This is a genomic window from Hydrogenophaga sp. GW101-3F08 (assembly GCF_059424585.1).
The window spans coordinates 112,934-132,082 of the sequence record NZ_JBWKZP010000010.1 but is presented as its reverse complement, the minus strand read 5'-3'; the positions used below and the strand labels follow the sequence as shown (position 1 = coordinate 132,082).

Here is a 19,149-nt window from a genome sequence, read left to right as displayed (position 1 = left end):
TTCTTCCTCGTGTGTCTGGATCAGCTGTTGGTGGACGCCGCTTTTTTCTCCGCGGCCTTGTCACGCGAGCGCTTGGCCACCGAGATGGCGGCGTGCGCCGCGACCGCGGCCCCCACCACACCGGCCGCCGTGCCGCCGATCTCGTCGGCGTTGGCCTCGATGCCGAAGGCGTGGATGTCGGTCAGGCGGTCGTAGAACGAACCCTTGTCCCAGAAGCCGTCTTCACTGCAGCCGATGCAGCCGTGGCCGGCCTTGATCGGGAAGCTGGTGCCCTCGTTCCACATCACGGTGGAGCAGGCGTTGTAGGTGGTCGGGCCCTTGCAGCCGACCTTGTAAAGGCAGTAGCCCTTGCGCGCGGACTCGTCGTCCCAGGTCTCGACGAACTGGCCGGCGTCGAAGTGCGGGCGGCGGTAGCACTTGTCGTGGATGCGCTGGCTGTAGAACATCTTCGGCCGGCCCTGGCGGTCCAGCTCGGGGATCTTGTCGAAGGTCAGCATGTAGGTGATCACGCCCGTCATCACCTCGGGGATGGGCGGGCAGCCCGGCACCTTGATGATGGGCTTGTCGGTGATCACCTTGTGGATCGGCGTGGCCTGCGTCGGGTTGGGCTTGGCGGCCTGCACGCAGCCCCACGAAGCACACGAACCCCAGGCGATGATGGCCTTGGCATCCTTGGCCACGTGCTTGAGCTTGTCGATGAAGGGCTTGCCCGACTGGATGCAGAACATGCCGTCTTCGTTCAGCGGCGGGTTGCCTTCCACCGCCAGGATGTACTGGCCCTTGTACTTGGTCATGATCTCTTCGAGGATGGCCTCGGCCTGGTGGCCGGCGGCGGCCATCAGGGTGTCGTCGTAGTCCAGGCTGATCATGGAGAGCACCACGTCCTTGGCCAGCGGGTGCGCCGAGCGGATGAAGGACTCGGTGCAGCAGGTGCATTCCAGGCCGTGCAGCCAGAGCACCGGGGTGCGCGGCTTGGTTTCCATGGCGTGCGCGATCTGCGGCACGAACGAGGGGGCCAGCCCCAGCGAGGTGGCGGTGAGCGAGCAGTACTTGAGAAAGCTGCGGCGCGAAATGCCCTTGCGGCGCATCACCTCGTAAAAGGTTTCCATCATGGGTTGTCTCCGTTGGCTTGTGTGGGTCGGGCCGGCTCTCACCGGTGGGTCCCCCTGGTCCCGCCGCTCGTGCAGGCAGGTGATCTACCGTTCGCAAGCCGCAGGCCATCACAAGCCATCCCCGGGAAAACACCGAGAATGCTCCGTAAGCACTTGATTTTCATCAAGTTTTTTTGACTTCAGAGACCTCGCTTCACTTCGGTCATTTCAGAACTGGAAAACAGAGTTCCACTTGATCAGACAAACCGGACAATCAAATTCCGTTTCGTTTTGAAAAATCGGTGGCCCAAACGGGCAAAAAAAAGCCGACCCTCGTGAGGTCGGCTTGTGATCTGGGTGCATCTCTGGGGACGCTGAAAAACCATTTTCTGGTTGGACTGGGTTGTCTCCTCGGTCCCCCGCGGTCGACAGCGGCAAGGCCGCTGTGAGCGAGTGACAGCACTGTAGCCGCTCGCACCGTTGTCGTGCATACGGGCTTTCCCTTGGTTCCGGGGCCCACTGGCACAGGAAATGCTCTGGGCCGTGGGTCGTTGGAAAAGGTAACAAGATGCACCAAAACCGTAGATTGTTCGCGGCTCTGACCTGCGGTCTGACGCTCGCCACCCCTTCCCTGCTCTGGGCACAGGCCACGCCCGAGCCGCTCACCGCGCCCGCCCTGGTGGCCGTGAGCAACATCCACAACGCCGACACCGCCTGGCTCATGGTGAGCACCGCCCTGGTGCTGCTCATGACGCTGCCGGGCATCGCTCTCTTCTATGGCGGCATGGTGCGCCGCCACAACGTGATCAACACCATGGCCAGCGTGGTTGGCATCGCCGCCGTGGTCAGCGTGTTGTGGTTCGCGCTGGCGTATTCGATGGCGTTCACCCCCGGTAACGGTGCGCTGGCGGGCTGGGTCGGCGGCCTGCAGCGCATGGGCTTTGCGGGGCTGGACTACCTGGGCGCCAGCGGCCAGGTGGCGGTGAGCCACATCGCGCCGCACGTGCCTGAGTCGGTGTTCGCCATGTTCCAGCTGACCTTCGCCATCATCACCTGCGCCCTGGTGGTGGGCGCGCTGGTCGAGCGCATGCGCTTTGGCGCCCTGCTGCTGTTCGCCGGCCTGTGGCTGCTGCTGGTGTACGCGCCCGTCGCGCACTGGGTCTGGGAGCCGGGCGGCTGGCTGGCCCGGCTCGGTGCGCTGGACTTCGCCGGCGGCGCGGTGGTGCACATCAACGCCGGTGCGGCCGCCCTGGTCTGCGCCTACGCGCTGGGCCCGCGCCAGGGTTACGGGCGCGAGCCCTTCATCCCCTTCAACCTGGGCCTGACCATGGCCGGCACCGGCCTGCTCTGGGTGGGCTGGTTCGGCTTCAACGCCGGCTCGGCGCTCGCCGCCGACGGCCGCGCCGGGCTGGCGCTGGCCGTGACCCATATCGCCGCCGCCGCGGGCGCGGTGGCCTGGATGGGCGCGGAGTGGCTGGCGCGCAAACGCGCGTCGCTGCTGGGCCTGTGCTCAGGCGTGGTGGCGGGCCTGGTGGCCATCACGCCGGCCGCGGGCTTCGTCACACCGCGCTCGGCGCTGATCATCGGCCTGGTGGCGGGTGTGGCCTGCTACTGGGGCGCCACCGGCCTGAAGCGCCGGCTGCGCGCCGACGACTCGCTCGATGTGTTCGGCGTGCACGGCGTAGGTGGCCTGGTGGGCGCGCTGCTCACCGGCGTGCTGGCCGACCCGGCGATCTCGGGGGTCGAAGGCAGCCTGCTCAAGCAGCTGATCGCCTGCGTGGCGGTGCTGGCCTACAGCGTGCTGATGACGGCGGTGGTGCTGTGGATCACCTCGTGCTTTGCACGGCTGCGTGTGCGCGAGAGCGACGAGCGCGCCGGGCTGGACCTGGCGCTGCACAACGAGCAGTTGGGACACTGAAATGGAACACCCCCGCCGCGCTGCGCGCAACCCCCAAGGGGGCGGCACTGGCCGTCCGGCAAAGCCGGCCCGGCGGTGCCCTGGGGTTTGCACCACTTCGCTCGTTGTGGATCGAGCTCCGGCGTCATCGACAACCCAGGGCCCGCACACTATTTTTCCAGGCCGAATAGGCTGAACAGGCCCCAAGCCATAGGAAGGACGCAGCCATGACCTCCACCGAAAGCTTTGCCACCGCCGCCCACCTGCATGTGTTGCTGCGCCGCAAGACCGGGCGCGTGACCGACACCGAGTGGATGGCCACCAACGCCGACTACGCGCACGAGATCGTGCGCTACGCACGCGAACAGGCGGCCACCGAAGGCCACACCGAGCTGCTGCCCTGGGCCGAGAAGCTCGAAGCCCTGATTCCGCAGCTGGGCGCGGTGGTGCGCAAGCCCTTGCTGGTGGTCGCCAGCGAACGGCTCAAGGCCGGCCAGCCCCCCGCCAGAGCCACCGGCGCCGCGCCGGGGCGCCGCAGCGGCTTTTCAGACTCGGCGCAACCCAGCGGCTTTCTGGAGTCCACGCTCAACTCGGTCTTCGGCACCCCGCGCAAACACGAGGGCGACGAGCCGGGCCCACGCTACGTGGGCGGCATCCGCTGAGGCATGGCACTCAGCGCGGTGGCGGTCCACCGTTGCCATGGGACGGCCGCAGCGCCAGCACGCCGTCCACGTTTTCGCAGACCCCGGTAAAGCTGCGCCCGTCGCGCCCGGTGAAGCTGGCCTGGGCGCCAGCGGTCTTGCCCTGACAGGCCTGCACCGCTTCGGGCGGTGGTCCGGGGGGTTTGCCGCCGGGGGCGGACTGGGCTTGGCAAGCCCCCAGGGTGCTGGCCAGCACGCAGGCGCTGGCGGCGCGAAACACGAACGACGTCATGACGAACTCCTGATGTGAAACAACGAAAAAGGGGAAAGAGCATGGGAAGCCGTTCAGGCGCCACGGCGCCCCGGGCCTGAGCGCGGGGCTTCGCTCAAGCCGCCACCCCCACCTCCAGCGTGGCCACAAAACCCTGCGTCACGCTGCCGCTCACGCTGGCCAGCTGCTGCGCCGCGCTGTCGTTGCCGAACACGCCGTCGCTCGCCAGCGAGATGTTGGCGAAATTGCGCACGCTGCTGCTGTAGCCGGAGGCCACGCCATAGACCTGGTTGCACACGCTCGCGGGCAGGGCCAGCTGCGACACCGTGAGGTGGTCGCCCACGCTGTCGCTGCCGGTGGCCGCGCTCAGGCTGGGGTAGATCTCGAAGTGGATGTGGGGCCAGCGCCCGCTGTAGCAACCGGGAAAGATGGTGCTGAAACTGACCTGCCCGTTGGCGTCGCTCACCTGCACACCGCGCAGGAAGTTCTCGCCCGTGTAGCCGCTCGAATACATCGAATACCCGCCGTCGCGCGTGCAGTGCCACAGATAGACCGCGTAGCCCTCCAGGCTGTTGCAGCTGTCGGAGGTGTTGACGAGGTTGAGCGTCACCGTCAGCGGCACGCCCGGGGCCGTGCCGCTGGCGCCCCCGACGCTGCTGCGGATGTCGCTGCGCACGATGCCCGAGAGCGTCAGCGCGTTCAGGCGCTGGTTCGACGCCGTGGTGCCGTCGGCCGGGTACGGGCCCGCCGTCTCGCGCGGGATGGTGCTGCAGCTGCCGCCCGAGGCGGCGCTCACGGCGTCTTCGCTCTCGTCATCGCCGCCACCGCCACAGGCCACCAGCGAGAGCGGCGCGAGCGAGGCGCAGGCGCCCGCGGCGAGCCAGCGCAGGGCGCTGCGGCGTTCGCGGATCTGGCGGGCCAGGGTGTCGAGGTCGTGGTTCAGACCATGCGGGTGGTGTGGGGTCAAGGCAATGTCCTTTCAGTGGGGGAGTGGGAAGGGGTTCGGGCGCCAAGCGCCGCGCCGTCAGAGATCGATGCCGATCCGCACGTCACCGCGCAGTCCGCCGGTGTCCAGATCGACCGACAGCCGGTCCAGCGTCAGCAGCACCGAGTCGCCGTCGTCGCTGAAGCGCGGCCGCGTGGTGCGCGCCGGCAGCGGGTCGGCCAGCGGCACGCCTTTCAGGGGGCCGTCGGCCTCCTCGGGCAGGAGCAGGCAGACGTCGGAGCGCGCCGTGACCTGCCGACCGTTGTTGAAATAGATCTGCAGGTAGACCGGCACGGTGTTGTCCCGGTACTTGCGTGGGTAGACGGTGTGGAAGCCGACCGCGCCGTCGGCATCGCTGATCTGCACGCCGCGCATGCAGGTGATCGCGTCGAGCTCGTCGCCCTGGAAGTCGATGGTCCAGCAGCGCGCGTCGTAGTGCCAGATGTAGACCGCCGCGTGCTCGATGGGACGGCCCCGCGCGTCCACGATCCGCATGTTCAGCGTCAGCGACAGGCCGGGGCTGCCCCGCGCAATGTCGCGCCGCAGCAGCGGCGAGCGCTGCAAAAACTCCAGCAGCGGGTACGGCCGCTGCGTGGGCTGCACACGCAGCAGGGTCCGCGACGGCACCGCGTCATCGCAGGCGACAGCGGGTGTGATGGCATCGGAGGGAGCAAGCGTTTGAAGCATGTCCACGATTCTGTGGAGGGCCTGTGAACGCTGCGTGGGCGATTTGTGTCGGGCCTGACACAAACGCGGCGCGCTGTCGTGGCCTCGCGGCGCCATGGCGCCGCAGGCGCCTCAAGCCACCGGCAACACCAGGGTCGCGCGCAGCCCGCCCGTGGGCCGATTGCCCAGGGCCAGCGTGCCGCCTTCGCGCTGCGCCAGGTCGCGGGCGATGGCCAGGCCCAGCCCGCTGCCGCTGGGGCGCTGCTCGCCGGGCAGGCGCACCCAGGGCTGGAACACGCGCTCCAGCTGGTCGGGTGGTATGCCCGGCCCGTCGTCGTCCACGTGCACCGCCACGCCCGCCGCTGCGGGCTCCAGGCTCAGGCGGGCGCGCTGGCCGTAGCGCAGCGCGTTGCCCACCAGGTTGCCCAGGATGCGGCGCAGCGAGGCGGGGTGCACCCGCACGCGCGCCGCGGGCGGCTCGGCGAGTTCGACCGCCTGGCCTTGCTCGCACAGGTCGTCCACCAACGACTGCAGCATCGCGCCCAGGTCCACCACGCGGGGCTCGGCCCCGTTTGACTGCTCGCGCATCACGGCCAGCGAGGCGTCGATCATTTCGTCCATTTCGCGGATGTCGGCGATGGCGGCCTGGGCCACGGCCTCGGGCAGGCGCTCGATGCGCAGCCGCAGCCGCGTCAGCGGCGTGCGCAGGTCGTGCGAAAGCGCGGCCATGTGCAGGCTGCGCTGGTCGAACTGCTCCTGCAGCCGCTGCGTCATGTGGTTGAACACGCGCGCGGTCTCGCGCACCTCCACCGTGCCACGGTCTTCGTCGAGCGCGGGCGGGCGGCGCCCCTGGCTCAGACCCTGCGCGAGCTCGGCCGCCGCGCGCGACAGGCGCTGCATGGGCGCGGCCAGCCAGCGCGCGCCAAGCAAGGCGCCCAGGCCGATGAGCAGCGCGCGCAGCGCGTAGTCGAACCACAGGGTCTGGGCCGGCAGCGCGGGCGGGGCGCCGGTCTCGCTGCCGGGGCGCCCTGTCGGTGGCGGGCCGGGCGGCGCCATTCCGTCCGGCCGGGGCCCCATCGGGGCGGTCGGCGCAGCCGGTGGCCCCGCATCGCTGCGCGCCGTGAGCGGGTTGCCCGGGGGCAGCGACGGCAGGGTGGCCAGGTTGGCGCCGCTCATGCGTTCGACCGGGCTGCCGCCCCCGGTGGTCAGCGGGATCGAGAGCACGAAGGCCGTGAAGTGGCTCAGGATCAGCGTCACCCACATCAGCACGAACAGGCGCCAGAACAGGGTGTTGAAGCGCGGCCACTTCATGGCTGGACTTTCGCGGTGAACAGGTAGCCCGCACCGCGCAGGGTGCGGATCAGGCTGGGCGCGTGGCCGGTGTCGCGCAACTTGCCGCGCAAGCGCGAGACCGCCAGATCGATGCTGCGCTCGCTGACCTCGACCCCGGGTGCGCGGGTGAGGTCGAGCAGGCGCTCGCGGCTCAGCGCCTGGCCGGGGTGGTCCACGAAGGCGCACAACAAACGGTATTCCGCCGCCGACAGCGGCACCACCAGGCCGTCGGCCTCGCTGAGCTGGCGCTGCACGCGGTCGAAGGTCCAGCCCTCGAAGCGCAGCACGGTGGCCGCGGGTGCCGCCGCGCCCGCCCCGCCCCGGCGCAGCACGGCCTTGATGCGCGCCACCAGTTCGCGCGGCTCGAAGGGTTTGGGCAGGTAATCGTCGGCACCCAGCTCCAGCCCGAGCACGCGCGAGAGCGCGTCGCCCTGCGCGGTGAGCATGATCACCGGCAGCGCCGGCTGCGTCTGCCGCACCCACTGGCACAGCGTCAGGCCGTTTTCATCGGGCAGCATCAGGTCGAGCAGCAAGACGTCGATGCCGCCGCGCGGCAGGCGCTGGCGCAGGCCCGCGCCATCGGCCACCGTGTCCACCACCATGCCGAAGGGCGCGAGGAAATCCACCAGCAAGCTGCGGATCTCGGGGTCGTCGTCCACCAACAGGCAGCGGGTTGGGGTCGGAGAAGGGTCTTGCATGGCTGGGGCACCGCGTCGTGGAAGGCGCGGCCAGTTTACGCAGGAAGCCCGGCAGCGCGCAGCCAGCCCAGCCCGGCGGACGTGCCGCCGGGCACCGCGCCGCGTGCCGGGCGGTACTCGCAGCCCACCCAGCCGCTCCAGCCGCAGGCCGCGGCCACCTCGTCGATCACACTGAACAGGTAGGGGTGATTCAACTCGCCCAGGTCGGGCTCGTGGCGCATGGGCACGCCGGCGATCTGGAAGTGGCCCACGCGGCCGGTGGGCAGGTACTGGCGGATCTTCATGGCCACGTCGCCTTCGACGATCTGGCAGTGGTACAGGTCGAACTGCACCTTGAGGTTGGGCGCGCCGATGGCCGTCACGATGCGGTGCGCCTCGTCCTGCCGGTTCAGGAAGAAGCCCGGGATGTCGCGCGGGTTGATGGGTTCGATCAGCACGTCGCAGCCCGCGCTCGCGGCCTGCCCGGCGGCCCAGGCCAGGTTGTTTTCATACGTGGCCTGCAACGCAGTGCGCTCGGCCCCGGCGGGCGCGAGGCCGGCCATCACGTGGATGCGCGGGCAGTTCAGCGTCTGCGCGTACTCCAGCGCTTGGGCAAACCCGGCGCGGAACTCGGCCTCGCGCCCGGGCAGGCAGGCCAGGCCGCGTTCGCCCGCGTCCCAGTCGCCGGGCGGGGCGTTGAACAGCACCTGCTGCAGGCCGTGGTCGGCCAGGCGCTGGGCGATGTCCTTGGCCGCGAAGGCGTAGGGAAACAGGTACTCGACGCCCTGGAAACCGTCGGCCGCAGCGGCGACAAAACGGTCGAGGAAGGCGTGCTCGTTGTAGAGCATGGTGAGGTTGGCGGCGAAGCGGGGCATGGGTCTGGTGGGAAAGGTGGGCGCTGAACGGTGGCTCAGGACAACCGGTAGGTTTCCAGGTGGATGCTGGTTTCGGTGCTGCTGATGCCGCGCACCAGGCGGATGCGCTCCAGCACCTGGGACAGCTCTGAAAGGTTGGCCGCGCGCAGCTCGGCCAGCAGGTCCCAGCGGCCGTTGGTGTCGTGCAGCGCGGCCACGCCCGGCTCGCCCAGCAGGCTGGCGATCACGGCGCGGGTCTCGTTGCCTTCCACCGCCACGCTCATCCAGGCGCTGATCTGGTGGGGCTGGGCGTCGGGCCGCAGGCGCACCGTGTAGCCCACGATCACGCCCGTGTCTTCGAGCTTGGTGATGCGGTTGGTCACGGTGCCGCGCGAGACCCCGAGCTTCTTGGCCAGCGTGGCCACGTTGGTGCGGGCGTCCTTGCGCAGCAGGGACAGCAGTTGTTGGTCGGTGGCGTCCATATTGGTCATTATGGCAATGAACATTGGCATTTGTTCAAATATTTGACATAAAGCTCGCACAGTTGCCGATTTACATTGCCATGGGCGGTTGAGACACTGAATGCCGAGTCGTTCGCCGGGCCGCCCCAAGAACGACTGCACCCCCTCGGGGGGCCTGGCGCAGCCAGGGTTGGGGGCGGCCATTCCACCGGAACACCCCATGACCACGCATCTTTCCCCCCTACCCACCCAGTTTCTGAGCGCCCAGGACGTGGCCAACGTGGTCCACCGCCTGGGCCTGCCCACGGCCCTGGCGCGCATGGCCGACACCATCCACGCCGACTACCTGCGCTGGCCCGCGTTCGACAAATGCGCCCGCGTGGCCAGCCACTCGGCCGACGGCGTGATCGAGCTGATGCCCATCGCCGACGCCAAGACCTACGCCTTCAAGTACGTCAACGGCCACCCCAAGAACACCCAGGGCGGCCTGCCCACGGTGATGGCTTTCGGCGTGCTGGCCGACGTGGACACCGGCGTGCCCGAGCTGCTGAGCGAGCTCACGCTCACCACCGCGCTGCGCACCGCGGCCATGTCGGTGGTGGCCGCGCGGGTGCTGGCCCGCCCGAGCAGCCGGCGCATGGCCCTGATCGGCAACGGCGCGCAAAGCGAGTTCCAGGCGCTGGCCTTCCACCACCTGATGGGCATCGAAGAGATCCGCCTGTTCGACACCGACCCCACGGCCACCGCCAAGCTGATGGACAACCTGAGCCACACCACGCTGCGCCTGCGGCCCTGCGACAGCATCGCCCAGGCGGTGCGCGGCGCCGACATCGTCACCACCGTGACGGCCGACAAGACCAACGCCACCATCCTCACGCCCGACATGATCGAGCCGGGCATGCACATCAACGGCGTGGGCGGCGACTGCCCGGGCAAGACCGAGCTGCACCCCGACGTGCTGCGCATGGCCTCGGTGTTCGTGGAATACGAGCCGCAGACCCGCATCGAAGGTGACCTGCAGCACCTGCCGGCCGACTTCGCCGTGACCGAACTCTGGCGCGTGCTGGCCGGTGAAACCGCCGGCCGCGACGGCGATGCCCAGGTCACCGTGTTCGACTCGGTCGGCTTCGCGCTGGAAGACTTCTCGGCGCTGCGTTTCCTGCGCGACGCGGCGCGTGAACTCGGCCTGGGCCAGCTGTTGCCGCTGATCCCCGGCCTGGCCAACCCCAAAGACCTGTACCAGCTGATCCGCGCCAGCGCCCCGCAGCCGCGCGCCGCCACGGCCCCGACCGCCGCCCAGGCGCCGCGCCACCCGCGCGCCAAAACCCCCGCCCTGAGCGCATGACGGCGCCGCGCACAGGCCACTTCGCAGCGGGCGGAGTGGGCCTGATCGGCGTGCCCACCGACATCGGTGCGGGCGCGCTGGGTTCCCGCATGGGTCCGGAAGCGCTGCGCGTGGCCGGCATTGCCGAAGCCCTGCAGGCGCTGGGCGTGGCGGTGCGCGACCGCGGCAACCTGCAAGGCCCGGCCAACCCCTGGCTGGCGGCCGTCAACGGCTTTCGCCACCTGCCCGAGGTCGCGCTGTGGAACCGCCTGCTGCACGACGCCATGCACGCCGAACTGCAGGCCGGCCGGCTGCCCATCATGCTCGGCGGCGACCACTGCCTGGGCATCGGCTCCATCAGCGCGGTGGCGCGCCACTGCCGCGCCACCGGCCAGCGGCTGCGCGTGCTGTGGTTCGACGCCCACGCCGACTTCAACACCGCCACCCTCACGCCCAGCGGCAACATCCACGGCATGCCGGTGGCCTGCCTGTGCGGCCAGGGCCCCGAGGCGCTGACCGGGCTGGCCGACCGCGTGCCCGCCATCGACCCCGCGGACATCCGCCAGATCGGCATCCGCAGCGTGGACGCGGGCGAGAAGCGGCTGGTGCACGACATGGGCATCGAGGTGTTCGACATGCGCTGCATCGACGAGTGGGGCATGCGCCACGTGATGGAGCGCGCGCTCGACGGCGTGGACGCCAACACCCACCTGCACGTGAGCCTGGACGTGGACTTCCTCGACCCCGACATCGCCCCCGGCGTGGGCACCACCGTGCGCGGCGGCCCGACCTACCGCGAAGCGCAGCTGTGCATGGAAATGATCGCCGACACCGGGCGCCTGGGCTCGCTCGACGTGGTCGAACTCAACCCCGCGCTGGACCTGCGCAACCAGACCGCCGAACTCGCGGTCGACCTGATCGAGAGCCTGTTCGGCAAATCCACCCTCATGCGCCCGGCCGACGGCTGACGCCCCGTTTTTCCCCCCGCCCCCGTTCATCACAACCACAGGAGACAAACCATGAAACGCATTTCCCAATGGGCCCTCGCCGCCCTGCTCGTGCTCGCCAGCCTGGGCGCGCAGGCCCGCAGCCTGGACGCCATCCGCAAGGACGGCAAGATCGTCATCGCCACCGAGGGGCAGTTCGCCCCGTTCAACTATTTCCAGGGCGCCAAGCTCAGCGGTTTCGAGGTCGAGCTGGCCAAGATGGTCGCCAAAAAAATGGGCCTGGCCGTGGAGTGGAAGGCGCTGAGCTTTGACGCGCTGTTCGCCGGCCTCGGCCAGGACCGCTGGGACCTGGTGATCGCCTCGCACGGCATCACCGAAGAACGCGCCAAGGCCGTGACCTTCACCGCCCCGCACTACTGCTCGGGCGGCAGCATCGTCTCGCTGGACCCGGCGATCCGCCAGCCGGCCGACCTGCAGGGCAAGGTGGTGGCGGTGCAGACCGGCAGCACCTACCTGGACAACGTCAAGAAGCTCCCGGGCCTGAAGGCGGTGAAGAACTTCCCGCAGGACACCGACGCGCGCAGCGCCCTCATGAGCCGCCGGGTGGACGCCTGGGTCACCGACAAGTTCGTGGTGCTCGCCGCGCTCAACGCCAACCCGGCCTCGGGCCTGAAGGTGGGCGAGTTCCTGTTCGTCGACCGCATCGCCGCGGCCGTGACCAAGGGCAACGACAGCCTGGCCCAGGGCTACAACGCCGCCCTGGCCGCGCTGCTGGCCGACGGCAGCTACAGCGCGCTCTCGCGCCGGTACTTCCAGGACGACGTGCGCTGCCGTTGAGCGGCGTGACCCCTTCCACCGAACACGGGACACCCCATGAACGCCCAACTGCTTGCCTGGCCCGGCCACTGGAGCCGCCAGCAGCGCGCCACCGCGACCATGGCCAGCGCCGGCGCGGTGCTGATCGCGCTGCTCTGGCTGATGGCGCTGCCACTGTCGCTCGCCCCCGAACCGATCGGCAGCAACGCCGTGCTGTTCGCCGAGGGCACCCTCATCACCGTGCAGCTCACGCTCACCGCCGGTCTGGCGGGCATCGCCATCGGCGTGCTCGCCGCCGTGGGGCGCACCTCGCGCGTGCTGCCGCTGCGCTGGGCCGCCTCGCTCTACATCTGGGTCGTGCGCGGCACGCCGCTGCTGGTGCAGATCCTGTTCGTCTTTCTCGCCCTGCCGGCGCTGGTGCCGGGCTTGCAGCTGGAAGACTTCGCCTCGGCCTGCGTGGCGCTGGCCTTCAACGTCGGCGCCTACAACGCCGAGGCGATCCGCAGCGGCTTGCTGGCCGTGCCCAAGGGCCAGGCCGAGGCCGCGCGCTCGCTCGGGCTCTCCAGCTGGCACACCTTCATGGACGTGAGCTTCCCGCAGGCCTTCAAGGTCGCCCTGCCGCCGCTGGTGAACAACACCGTGGCCCTGCTCAAGGACTCGTCGCTGGCCTACGCCATCGGGGTGGTAGAGCTCACCAACGTGGGCAACCGCATCCAGGCCGCGAGCTTCCAGCCGCTGCCCACCCTGGCCACCACGGCGCTGATCTACCTCACGCTCACCACCGTGTTGACCCAGATCTCGGGCGCCGTGGAGCGCCGCTACGACGTGGAAGGCCGCCAGCCATGAACACCAGCCCCCCGCTCATCACCATCGACAACGTCAACAAACACTTCGGCGCGCACCACGTGCTGCGCGGCATCAGCACGGCGTTCCACGCCGGCCAGGTCAGCGCCATCCTGGGCGCCTCGGGCTCGGGCAAGAGCACGCTGCTGCGCACGCTCAACCGCCTGGAGCGCCACGACTCGGGCCGCATCGTGGTCGACGGCATCGAGGTCAACGACGACCTCCGGCACCTCGAAGCCCTGCGCCGCGAGCTGGGCATGGTGTTCCAGCAGTTCAACCTGTTCCCGCACCTCACCGTGCTCGACAACGTGACGCTGGCGCCGCGGCGCATCCGCAAGACCCCACGCGGCGAAGCCAACGAGCAGGCCATGGAACTGCTGCAGCGCGTGGGCATGGAGGCCCACGCGCACAAGCACCCCTTCGCGCTCTCGGGCGGGCAGCAGCAGCGGGTGGCGATCGCGCGCGCGCTGGCCATGCAGCCCAAGGCCATCCTGTTCGACGAGCCCACCTCGGCGCTGGACCCGGAGATGGTCAAGGAGGTGCTGGACGTGATGAAGCGGCTGGCCCAGTCGGGCATGACCATGATCATCGTGACGCACGAGATGGGTTTCGCCCGCGAGGTGGCCGACCGCATCCTGTTCGTGGACCAGGGCCAGGTGGCCCAGGACGCGCCGCCCGCCGAGTTCTTCCACGCCCAGAACAACCCGCGCGTGCGCGCCTTCCTGGGGCAGGTCAGCCACTGAGCGGCGCGGGGCTGCGAGCGGGGCTGCGGCCTCAGTCCCCGCGCAGCATCCAGCGCGCCGCCTTCTCCGCGATCATCAGCGTGGGGCTGTTGGTGTTGCCGCTGGTGATGGTGGGCATGACGCCCGCGTCCACCACGCGCAGGCCGGCCACGCCGCGCACGCGCAGGTGGCTGTCCACCACCGCCAGCGGGTCGTCGGCGCTGCCCATCTTGGTCGTGCCGACCGGGTGAAAGATGGTGCTGGCGATGTCGCCGGCCAGGCGCGCGAGCTCTTCGTCGCTCTGGAACTGCACGCCGGGCTTGAACTCTTCGGGCTGGTAGTTGGCCAGCGCCGGCTGCGCCACGATGCGCCGCGTCACGCGCAGGCTGTCGGCCGCCACGCGCCGGTCTTCGGGCGTGCTCAGGTAACACGGCGCGATGGCCGGCGCGTCCGACGCCTGCGCCGAGGTGATGCGCACATGGCCGCGGCTGGTGGGGTTGAGGTTGCACACGCTGGCGGTGAAGGCGGGGAAGCTGTGCAGCGGCTCGCCGAACGCGTCCAGGCTGAGCGGCTGCACGTGGTATTCGAGGTTGGCGTAGGGCTGGGCCGGGTCGCTCCGGGTGAAGGCGCCGAGCTGGCTGGGCGCCATGCTCATGGGGCCGCTGCGCGTGAGCGCGTATTCCAGCCCGATGGCGGCCTTGCCCCAGAGCGAGTTGGCCAGGGTGTTGAGCGTCTTGGCGCCCGTCACCTTGTAGACCGAGCGGATCTGCAAGTGGTCCTGCAGGTTGGCGCCCACGCCGGGCAGGTCGTGCTGCACCGCGATGCCGTGCCGCTGCAGCAGCGCCGCCGGGCCCAGGCCCGAGAGCTGCAGGATCTGCGGCGAGCCGATGCTGCCCGCGCTGAGCACCACTTCCTTGGCCGCCACCACCGCCACCTTTTGCCCGCCGCGCAGCAGCTCGGCGCCGGTGCAGCGCAGTGCGCCGTTGGCCTCGCGCCGCAGCGTGAGCCGCTGCACCTGCGCCTGCGTCCACACCGTGAGATTGGGCCGCTGCCGCACCGGCCGCAGAAAGGCTTTCGAGGCGTTCCAGCGCCAGCCCGCCTTCTGGTTCACTTCAAAGTAACCCACGCCCTCGTTGTCGCCGGTGTTGAAGTCGGTGGTGGCGGGGACGCCGGCCTGCTGCGCGGCCTTGGCGAACGCGTCGAGCACGTCCCAGCGCAGGCGCTGTTTTTCAATGCGCCACTCGCCCGTGCTGCCCAGGCTGCGGTTGCCGTGCAGCAGGGCCAGCGCCGGGTTGGTCATGCTTTCGTTGGCGGCGTCGAGCCGGTAGTGGTCTTCGTGCGCCTTGAAGTCGGGCAGGCACTGGCTCCAGGCCCAGTTGTGGTCGCCCGTGAGCCGCGCCCACTGGTCGTAATCGCGCGCCTGGCCGCGCATGTAGATCATGCCGTTGATGCTGGAGCAGCCGCCCAGGCCCTTGCCGCGCGGGTAGCGCAGCCGGCGGCCGTTGAGGCCCGGGTCGGCCTCGGTCTGGTAGAGCCAGTCGGTGCGCGGGTTGCCGATGCAATACAGGTAACCCACGGGGATGTGGATCCAGTGGTAGTCGTCTTTGCGGCCGGCTTCGATCAGCAGCACGGTCTTGCCCGCGTCGGCGCTGAGGCGGTTGGCCAGCAGGCAGCCGGCCGTGCCGGCGCCGATGACGATGTAATCAAAGGTGGTTGGGCTCATGGTGGGTTCACTCGGGGGGCAAGGTGTCGTCGGGCAGGCTGAAGTCGCCACGCTGGTAGGCCGCGACCACCGCCTCGGCCTCGGCGAAGCGGTGCGCGGGCACCAGCACACGCACCTGGATCGCGCCGGCCAGCAGGGTGTGGGCCTGCACCAGGTGCGCGTCGGCCACCACCGCGGGCACCCCGGCCGACTGCAGGCAGCCGCGCAGCAGGTAGGCCTCGGTCGGGCTGAAGAAGGTGGCCAGCGTCTGCCAGTCGCCTTCGGCCGGGTCGTAGGGGCTGTCGCCGTGCATGGTCAGGGGCGTCGGTGAAGGCGCTGGGTATTTGCAGTGCTCATGGTCTTCTCACAGGAATGGCGCGAGTTTGTGGACCGGCCGCGCAAAAGTCCAATGAAATCGCCCGAGGCTTGGTATAAGTCTGGCAAATAATGAAAGCGCCCATGCCCCCACCCACACCCCCCACCGCCGCGCCCGGCCGCCTGCCCACCGTGGACCCGCAGACCCTGCGCGCCTTCGTCGCCGTGGCGCGCGAAGGCAATGTGTCGCGCGCCGCCTTGCGCCTGCACCTGAGCCAGCCGGCGGTGAGCCTGCAGCTGAAAACCCTGGCCGAGGCCACCGGCCTGGCGCTGTTCACCCGCACACCCCAGGGCATGGCGCTCACGCACGACGGCGCCGCCCTGCTGCCTGTGGCCGAACGCGCGCTCGCCACCCTGGCCGACTTCGGCCAGGCCGCCGCCGCCCTGCACACCACCGTGCGCGGCACGCTGCGCATCGGCACCATCCTCGACCCGGAGTTCACCCGCCTCGGCGCCTTTCTGAAACAGCTGGTCGAATCCAGCCCGCAGGTGGGCACCGAGCTGCGCCAGGGCATGAGCGGCGACGTGCTGGCGCAGATCGCGCGCGGCGAGCTCGACGTGGGCTTCTTCCTCAACCTGCCCGACGACCCGGTGGGCGCGCCCTACCGGCTGCGCCCGCTCACCCGCTTCACCTACCGCGTGCTCGCGCCCGCCGGCTGGGGCCCGCAGGTGCGCGGCAAAGACTGGAAAGCCCTCGCCGCCCTGCCCTGGCTCGCCACCCCACCGGCCAGCGCCCACCACCGGCTGCAACGCCGCGTGTTCGGCCCCGGCTCGCTCACCGGCCTGGAGCCCCGGCGCGTGGCCCTGGTGGACCAGGAAGCGTCCATGCTCGACCTGGTGAAAAGCGGCGTCGGCCTGAGCCTGGTGCGCGACGCCATCGCCATGCGCGAAGCCCAGGCCCGCGGCCTGGTGGTGGCCGACAAGGTCGCGCTGGAATGCGACCTGAGCTTTGTTTGCCTGGCCGAACGGGCGGGGGAACCGGTGATTGCGGGTGCTTGGGGGGCGTTGGAGGCGGTTTGGGGGTGAGGGGTGTTCGCCCGAGCGCCATGGGCACGCAGGCTACGACTCCGGCAGGTCTTCGTGGAGACAGAGGTAGTTCCCCTCCGTGTCCTTGAACCATGCCGCCTTCTCGGCCCCCAGCACGCAGACGTGGTTCACCGTCTTCAGCCCCGGGAAATCGTAGTCCTCGAAGGTCACCCCAGCCTGCTTCAGCTCTTCAATGCTGGCGGCAATGTCCGCCACCTGGAAGCTGATCGCCGTGTGGTCGGCCTTGGTCCCTTCGGGCTTCGGAAACAGTGCAATCGTGGTGCCACCCACCGTGTAGATGAACTTTCCATCGGGCCTGAACCCACTGGGCTTCAGACCCAGGCAGCCCTCGTAAAAGGCGCGGGCGCGGTCCATGTCCTTGACCGGCAACATCGTTGTGACAGAGGCATCGGACAACATATGCAGTCCTTTCGCTCAACCCGGTCCTGTCCCAGCCACCAGATACCCGGTACGCCGTCCGCCGGGGCTCAAGCTTATGCCTCTCGGCGCTGCAGCGCCAGTGCATGAGACAGGGGCTACGCGCCAGCGCGGGTTCCACGATGACACGAACTCCTTGCTTGATTTGGTGAGAAGCGGTGTGGGCCTAAGCCTGGTGCGCGACACCATCGCCGTGCGCGGAGCCCTGGCCTGCGGCCTGGCGGATGGCCGATAAGGTGGCACTGGAGTGCGACCTGAGCTTTGCTTGCCCGGAGGAGCCGGTGATTGCGAGTGCTTGGGGAGCTAGAGGCGGCTTGGGGGGTGAGGGAGGTGTTTCTGGACTGGCACCAAGGCAAATACAAAATGCGCCCCTTCAGTCATGGGGCTATAGTGCCTGTAACAATTTGCTTGCGTGCTCGTCCCGGAGGCTGCTTCCTCCGCGACCGGGGCAGGATGCGCGACAGGCTCTATGGAGGGCATATGCGCGAAGGCACAGCACTACAGGGGAACGCCTGCGTCGAAGGGCTCTTGGCGCTCTTCGATGACTGGCTACTTTCTGTATACCTATGTTTATCTCGTCGCCTAATCAGGCTTTCAAGATTAGACGATGATCAATTACGTTAGTCTTATCATGATAACAACCATCGATATCAGCCTTCCAGATCGCTACGACATGCTGGCGCGAAAGGCGGTCAATCAGTTGACTCAGATCATCGCACCAGTTGATTCTGCACTCGAACATATTGACGCACTCCACTCCGACATGCGCGCATCATCTCGTGGAGCGTTCCTGATCATTCGAGGCGACTCAGGCACCGGCAAATCAACCTTTATTCACACCATTGGCTTGTTTCGAGATGAGGTTGAGACAATAACGTTTTCCAAGGATCAGGATGTCGGAGACGTACTTAAGTCACTTAGTCCGACAGAGAAGAAGTTACGCGTTGTAGTTTTTGAAGGACGTGAAGCGTTGACCGACGTATCAAAGGAGCTACTTGAAAAGTCAATTCATGCGATAAATAGCTTCGTTCGAACGCCCGCCGGCGAGCTGACAATTGTTGCATGGCCTGCAAATCGTGATGACCTCGCAGCCTCACTTTCATCGCTAGCAACTGAGATCGGTGCCGAAGCACTTGTCGGACTCGGAGATCCAGTATTTCGATTTCAAGGACCGCCAAAGGAGCAATTCATTCCAATCGTCAACAGGACTCTCGCACTCCTGAATCAAGGTGAGACACTGCACGATCTGGGAATCTCCGACGATCGCTCCGAACAATTGGTGAAAGAGTCCACGACCATCGGCGTCTTTCTTGCAAAGGTGCGGCGAGATTTGCTTTCCAACCAGAGCCAACTTGCAACACTAGCCAAAAAGGAGGTCTGCCGAGTCTGGATTGTGGTACTGGCCGGCAATGAACCCGAGGGGGACATTGACGCGCTGACACGCGGCACGATGTACTCCGCCGACATTGACCGAATGCTATCGGTCACAAACGCAAACATTGTCAAAGACTTGAAGGAGTTCCCTGAAAAACTTGGTCTGCTCGGCACGTACTTAGACGCGCGGGTTCTTCACGTCCCCGTTCTGGCAGCACTCGCAGCTGTTCGCACTTACGCAGGGGACGGCCTGCGCAATACCATGAAAATGGCCGGCATGTCTGCAGCACCTGAAAGGGGTGCGAAGGAGCGACTAAATGAGACAAACCTACTGGCATCGTTTAGAGATGAGCCGATTGGTGCACGCAAAGTCGGCGGCAAGGTTGGACCCAACTCAGTAGCGGCATTTGAAAAGTTGACGAACATCGCATCCACAAACGACGTACAACTAAATCGAGCGATCGCCGATTGCCTGAAAGACTTGGGAGTCATTACAGACTATGAAGTTGAGAAAGACTTTGGAAATGGAATGACGCGACGCACCGACATAGTGGCAACCACGCCAACTTCTTCCATACGCTTAGAGATGATGTGGCGCCGAAAGACCGGCCGCGCAGAGATTGCGAACTATATCTTGGGAAAGCTATACAACTACGGCAAGGCAATTGGATATCTAACTCCCTCGTCGCGCACAGAGGTCTAGCCCT

The 19,149-nt window shown here is 68.0% G+C and carries 20 protein-coding genes; 9 read left to right on the top strand and 11 right to left on the bottom strand.

The window, feature by feature from the left end:
- Window positions 1–20 precede the first annotated feature (20 nt).
- Window positions 21–1,109, bottom strand: a complete 1,089-nt coding sequence (locus tag AC07YZ_RS21435) for a hydrogenase small subunit (protein WP_068170743.1) — start codon at window positions 1,107–1,109, stop codon at window positions 21–23.
- A gap of 550 nt (window positions 1,110–1,659) precedes the next feature.
- Here AC07YZ_RS21435 and AC07YZ_RS21430 point away from each other — a divergent pair.
- Window positions 1,660–3,009 carry an ammonium transporter gene (locus AC07YZ_RS21430; protein ID WP_494796266.1) on the top strand — a complete coding sequence of 450 codons (1,350 nt, stop codon included), beginning with the start codon at window positions 1,660–1,662 and terminating at the stop codon, window positions 3,007–3,009.
- A 206-nt stretch (window positions 3,010–3,215) separates the two neighbouring features.
- A complete protein-coding gene (locus AC07YZ_RS21425; RefSeq protein ID WP_494796265.1) occupies window positions 3,216–3,650 on the top strand; it encodes a hypothetical protein in 435 nt (144 codons plus the stop codon).
- Between the two features lie 10 nt (window positions 3,651–3,660).
- On the opposite strand, the gene AC07YZ_RS21420 is transcribed toward AC07YZ_RS21425, so the two are convergent.
- From AC07YZ_RS21420 to AC07YZ_RS21390, 7 genes are all read right to left on the bottom strand, one after another.
- The gene (locus AC07YZ_RS21420; protein WP_226490907.1) at window positions 3,661–3,921 is read right to left on the bottom strand and encodes a hypothetical protein; all 261 of its coding nucleotides are present in this window, start codon (window positions 3,919–3,921) and stop codon (window positions 3,661–3,663) included.
- A 94-nt stretch (window positions 3,922–4,015) separates the two neighbouring features.
- Window positions 4,016–4,867, bottom strand: coding sequence for a dioxygenase family protein (locus AC07YZ_RS21415; RefSeq protein WP_494796264.1), 852 nt, complete (start codon window positions 4,865–4,867; stop codon window positions 4,016–4,018).
- Window positions 4,868–4,924: 57 nt separating this feature from the next.
- Window positions 4,925–5,572, bottom strand: a complete 648-nt coding sequence (locus tag AC07YZ_RS21410) for a dioxygenase family protein (RefSeq protein ID WP_494796263.1) — start codon at window positions 5,570–5,572, stop codon at window positions 4,925–4,927.
- 111 nt (window positions 5,573–5,683) lie between these two features.
- Window positions 5,684–6,862 carry an ATP-binding protein gene (locus AC07YZ_RS21405; RefSeq protein WP_494796262.1) on the bottom strand — a complete coding sequence of 393 codons (1,179 nt, stop codon included), beginning with the start codon at window positions 6,860–6,862 and terminating at the stop codon, window positions 5,684–5,686.
- Entirely contained in the window at window positions 6,859–7,581 is a 723-nt protein-coding gene (locus AC07YZ_RS21400; RefSeq protein WP_494796261.1) for a response regulator, read from the bottom strand. The genes AC07YZ_RS21405 and AC07YZ_RS21400 overlap by 4 nt, the downstream gene beginning before the upstream one ends.
- A 35-nt stretch (window positions 7,582–7,616) precedes the next feature.
- Window positions 7,617–8,435, bottom strand: coding sequence for a 2-oxo-tetronate isomerase (otnI, locus tag AC07YZ_RS21395; RefSeq protein ID WP_494796260.1), 819 nt, complete (start codon window positions 8,433–8,435; stop codon window positions 7,617–7,619).
- A gap of 35 nt (window positions 8,436–8,470) precedes the next feature.
- Entirely contained in the window at window positions 8,471–8,896 is a 426-nt protein-coding gene (locus tag AC07YZ_RS21390) for an Lrp/AsnC family transcriptional regulator (RefSeq protein ID WP_226490901.1), read from the bottom strand.
- Window positions 8,897–9,095: 199 nt separating this feature from the next.
- Between AC07YZ_RS21390 and ocd the strand changes: the two genes are divergently transcribed.
- The 5 genes from ocd to AC07YZ_RS21365 are packed head-to-tail and all read left to right on the top strand — an operon-like array spanning window position 9,096 to window position 13,548.
- Window positions 9,096–10,220, top strand: a complete 1,125-nt coding sequence (ocd, locus tag AC07YZ_RS21385) for an ornithine cyclodeaminase (RefSeq protein WP_494796259.1) — start codon at window positions 9,096–9,098, stop codon at window positions 10,218–10,220.
- Window positions 10,217–11,167 carry an arginase gene (rocF, locus tag AC07YZ_RS21380; protein ID WP_494796258.1) on the top strand — a complete coding sequence of 317 codons (951 nt, stop codon included), beginning with the start codon at window positions 10,217–10,219 and terminating at the stop codon, window positions 11,165–11,167. The genes ocd and rocF overlap by 4 nt, the downstream gene beginning before the upstream one ends.
- Window positions 11,168–11,218: 51 nt before the next feature.
- Entirely contained in the window at window positions 11,219–11,983 is a 765-nt protein-coding gene (locus AC07YZ_RS21375) for an ABC transporter substrate-binding protein (protein ID WP_494796257.1), read from the top strand.
- A gap of 36 nt (window positions 11,984–12,019) precedes the next feature.
- Entirely contained in the window at window positions 12,020–12,808 is a 789-nt protein-coding gene (locus AC07YZ_RS21370) for an amino acid ABC transporter permease (RefSeq protein WP_226490897.1), read from the top strand.
- The gene (locus AC07YZ_RS21365; RefSeq protein ID WP_494796256.1) at window positions 12,805–13,548 is read left to right on the top strand and encodes an amino acid ABC transporter ATP-binding protein; all 744 of its coding nucleotides are present in this window, start codon (window positions 12,805–12,807) and stop codon (window positions 13,546–13,548) included. Before AC07YZ_RS21370 ends, AC07YZ_RS21365 begins: the two co-directional genes overlap by 4 nt.
- Window positions 13,549–13,579: 31 nt before the next feature.
- On the opposite strand, the gene AC07YZ_RS21360 is transcribed toward AC07YZ_RS21365, so the two are convergent.
- Complete coding sequence (locus AC07YZ_RS21360) at window positions 13,580–15,250, bottom strand: GMC family oxidoreductase (protein ID WP_494796255.1); 1,671 nt, start codon at window positions 15,248–15,250, stop codon at window positions 13,580–13,582.
- A 7-nt stretch (window positions 15,251–15,257) separates the two neighbouring features.
- Window positions 15,258–15,542 (bottom strand): putative signal transducing protein, encoded by a 285-nt coding sequence (locus AC07YZ_RS21355; protein WP_494796254.1) that lies wholly within the window; start codon window positions 15,540–15,542, stop codon window positions 15,258–15,260.
- Between the two features lie 146 nt (window positions 15,543–15,688).
- On the opposite strand from AC07YZ_RS21355, the gene AC07YZ_RS21350 reads away from it, so the two are divergent.
- Window positions 15,689–16,630: a LysR family transcriptional regulator gene (locus tag AC07YZ_RS21350; RefSeq protein WP_494796253.1), complete on the top strand. Its 942-nt coding sequence runs from the start codon at window positions 15,689–15,691 to the stop codon at window positions 16,628–16,630.
- A gap of 33 nt (window positions 16,631–16,663) precedes the next feature.
- On the opposite strand, the gene AC07YZ_RS21345 is transcribed toward AC07YZ_RS21350, so the two are convergent.
- Window positions 16,664–17,050 (bottom strand): VOC family protein, encoded by a 387-nt coding sequence (locus AC07YZ_RS21345; RefSeq protein ID WP_226490892.1) that lies wholly within the window; start codon window positions 17,048–17,050, stop codon window positions 16,664–16,666.
- Between the two features lie 625 nt (window positions 17,051–17,675).
- Between AC07YZ_RS21345 and AC07YZ_RS21340 the strand changes: the two genes are divergently transcribed.
- On the top strand, window positions 17,676–19,145 hold the full coding sequence (locus AC07YZ_RS21340) for a hypothetical protein (RefSeq protein WP_494796252.1): 1,470 nt from the start codon (window positions 17,676–17,678) through the stop codon (window positions 19,143–19,145).
- The last annotated feature ends 4 nt before the right edge of the window (window positions 19,146–19,149 follow it).

What these genes read in the sequence shown, in the direction of transcription:
- AC07YZ_RS21435 (WP_068170743.1), bottom strand. Translation starts at nt 1,109, where the DNA reads ATGGAAACCTTTTACGAGGTGATGCGCCGCAAGGGCATTTCGCGCCGC.
- AC07YZ_RS21430 (WP_494796266.1), top strand. Translation starts at nt 1,660, where the DNA reads ATGCACCAAAACCGTAGATTGTTCGCGGCTCTGACCTGCGGTCTGACG.
- AC07YZ_RS21425 (WP_494796265.1), top strand. Translation starts at nt 3,216, where the DNA reads ATGACCTCCACCGAAAGCTTTGCCACCGCCGCCCACCTGCATGTGTTG.
- AC07YZ_RS21420 (WP_226490907.1), bottom strand. Translation starts at nt 3,921, where the DNA reads ATGACGTCGTTCGTGTTTCGCGCCGCCAGCGCCTGCGTGCTGGCCAGC.
- AC07YZ_RS21410 (WP_494796263.1), bottom strand. Translation starts at nt 5,572, where the DNA reads ATGCTTCAAACGCTTGCTCCCTCCGATGCCATCACACCCGCTGTCGCC.
- AC07YZ_RS21405 (WP_494796262.1), bottom strand. Translation starts at nt 6,862, where the DNA reads ATGAAGTGGCCGCGCTTCAACACCCTGTTCTGGCGCCTGTTCGTGCTG.
- AC07YZ_RS21400 (WP_494796261.1), bottom strand. Translation starts at nt 7,581, where the DNA reads ATGCAAGACCCTTCTCCGACCCCAACCCGCTGCCTGTTGGTGGACGAC.
- otnI (WP_494796260.1), bottom strand. Translation starts at nt 8,435, where the DNA reads ATGCCCCGCTTCGCCGCCAACCTCACCATGCTCTACAACGAGCACGCC.
- AC07YZ_RS21390 (WP_226490901.1), bottom strand. Translation starts at nt 8,896, where the DNA reads ATGGACGCCACCGACCAACAACTGCTGTCCCTGCTGCGCAAGGACGCC.
- ocd (WP_494796259.1), top strand. Translation starts at nt 9,096, where the DNA reads ATGACCACGCATCTTTCCCCCCTACCCACCCAGTTTCTGAGCGCCCAG.
- rocF (WP_494796258.1), top strand. Translation starts at nt 10,217, where the DNA reads ATGACGGCGCCGCGCACAGGCCACTTCGCAGCGGGCGGAGTGGGCCTG.
- AC07YZ_RS21375 (WP_494796257.1), top strand. Translation starts at nt 11,219, where the DNA reads ATGAAACGCATTTCCCAATGGGCCCTCGCCGCCCTGCTCGTGCTCGCC.
- AC07YZ_RS21370 (WP_226490897.1), top strand. Translation starts at nt 12,020, where the DNA reads ATGAACGCCCAACTGCTTGCCTGGCCCGGCCACTGGAGCCGCCAGCAG.
- AC07YZ_RS21365 (WP_494796256.1), top strand. Translation starts at nt 12,805, where the DNA reads ATGAACACCAGCCCCCCGCTCATCACCATCGACAACGTCAACAAACAC.
- AC07YZ_RS21360 (WP_494796255.1), bottom strand. Translation starts at nt 15,250, where the DNA reads ATGAGCCCAACCACCTTTGATTACATCGTCATCGGCGCCGGCACGGCC.
- AC07YZ_RS21355 (WP_494796254.1), bottom strand. Translation starts at nt 15,542, where the DNA reads ATGCACGGCGACAGCCCCTACGACCCGGCCGAAGGCGACTGGCAGACG.
- AC07YZ_RS21350 (WP_494796253.1), top strand. Translation starts at nt 15,689, where the DNA reads ATGCCCCCACCCACACCCCCCACCGCCGCGCCCGGCCGCCTGCCCACC.
- AC07YZ_RS21345 (WP_226490892.1), bottom strand. Translation starts at nt 17,050, where the DNA reads ATGTTGTCCGATGCCTCTGTCACAACGATGTTGCCGGTCAAGGACATG.
- AC07YZ_RS21340 (WP_494796252.1), top strand. Translation starts at nt 17,676, where the DNA reads ATGATCAATTACGTTAGTCTTATCATGATAACAACCATCGATATCAGC.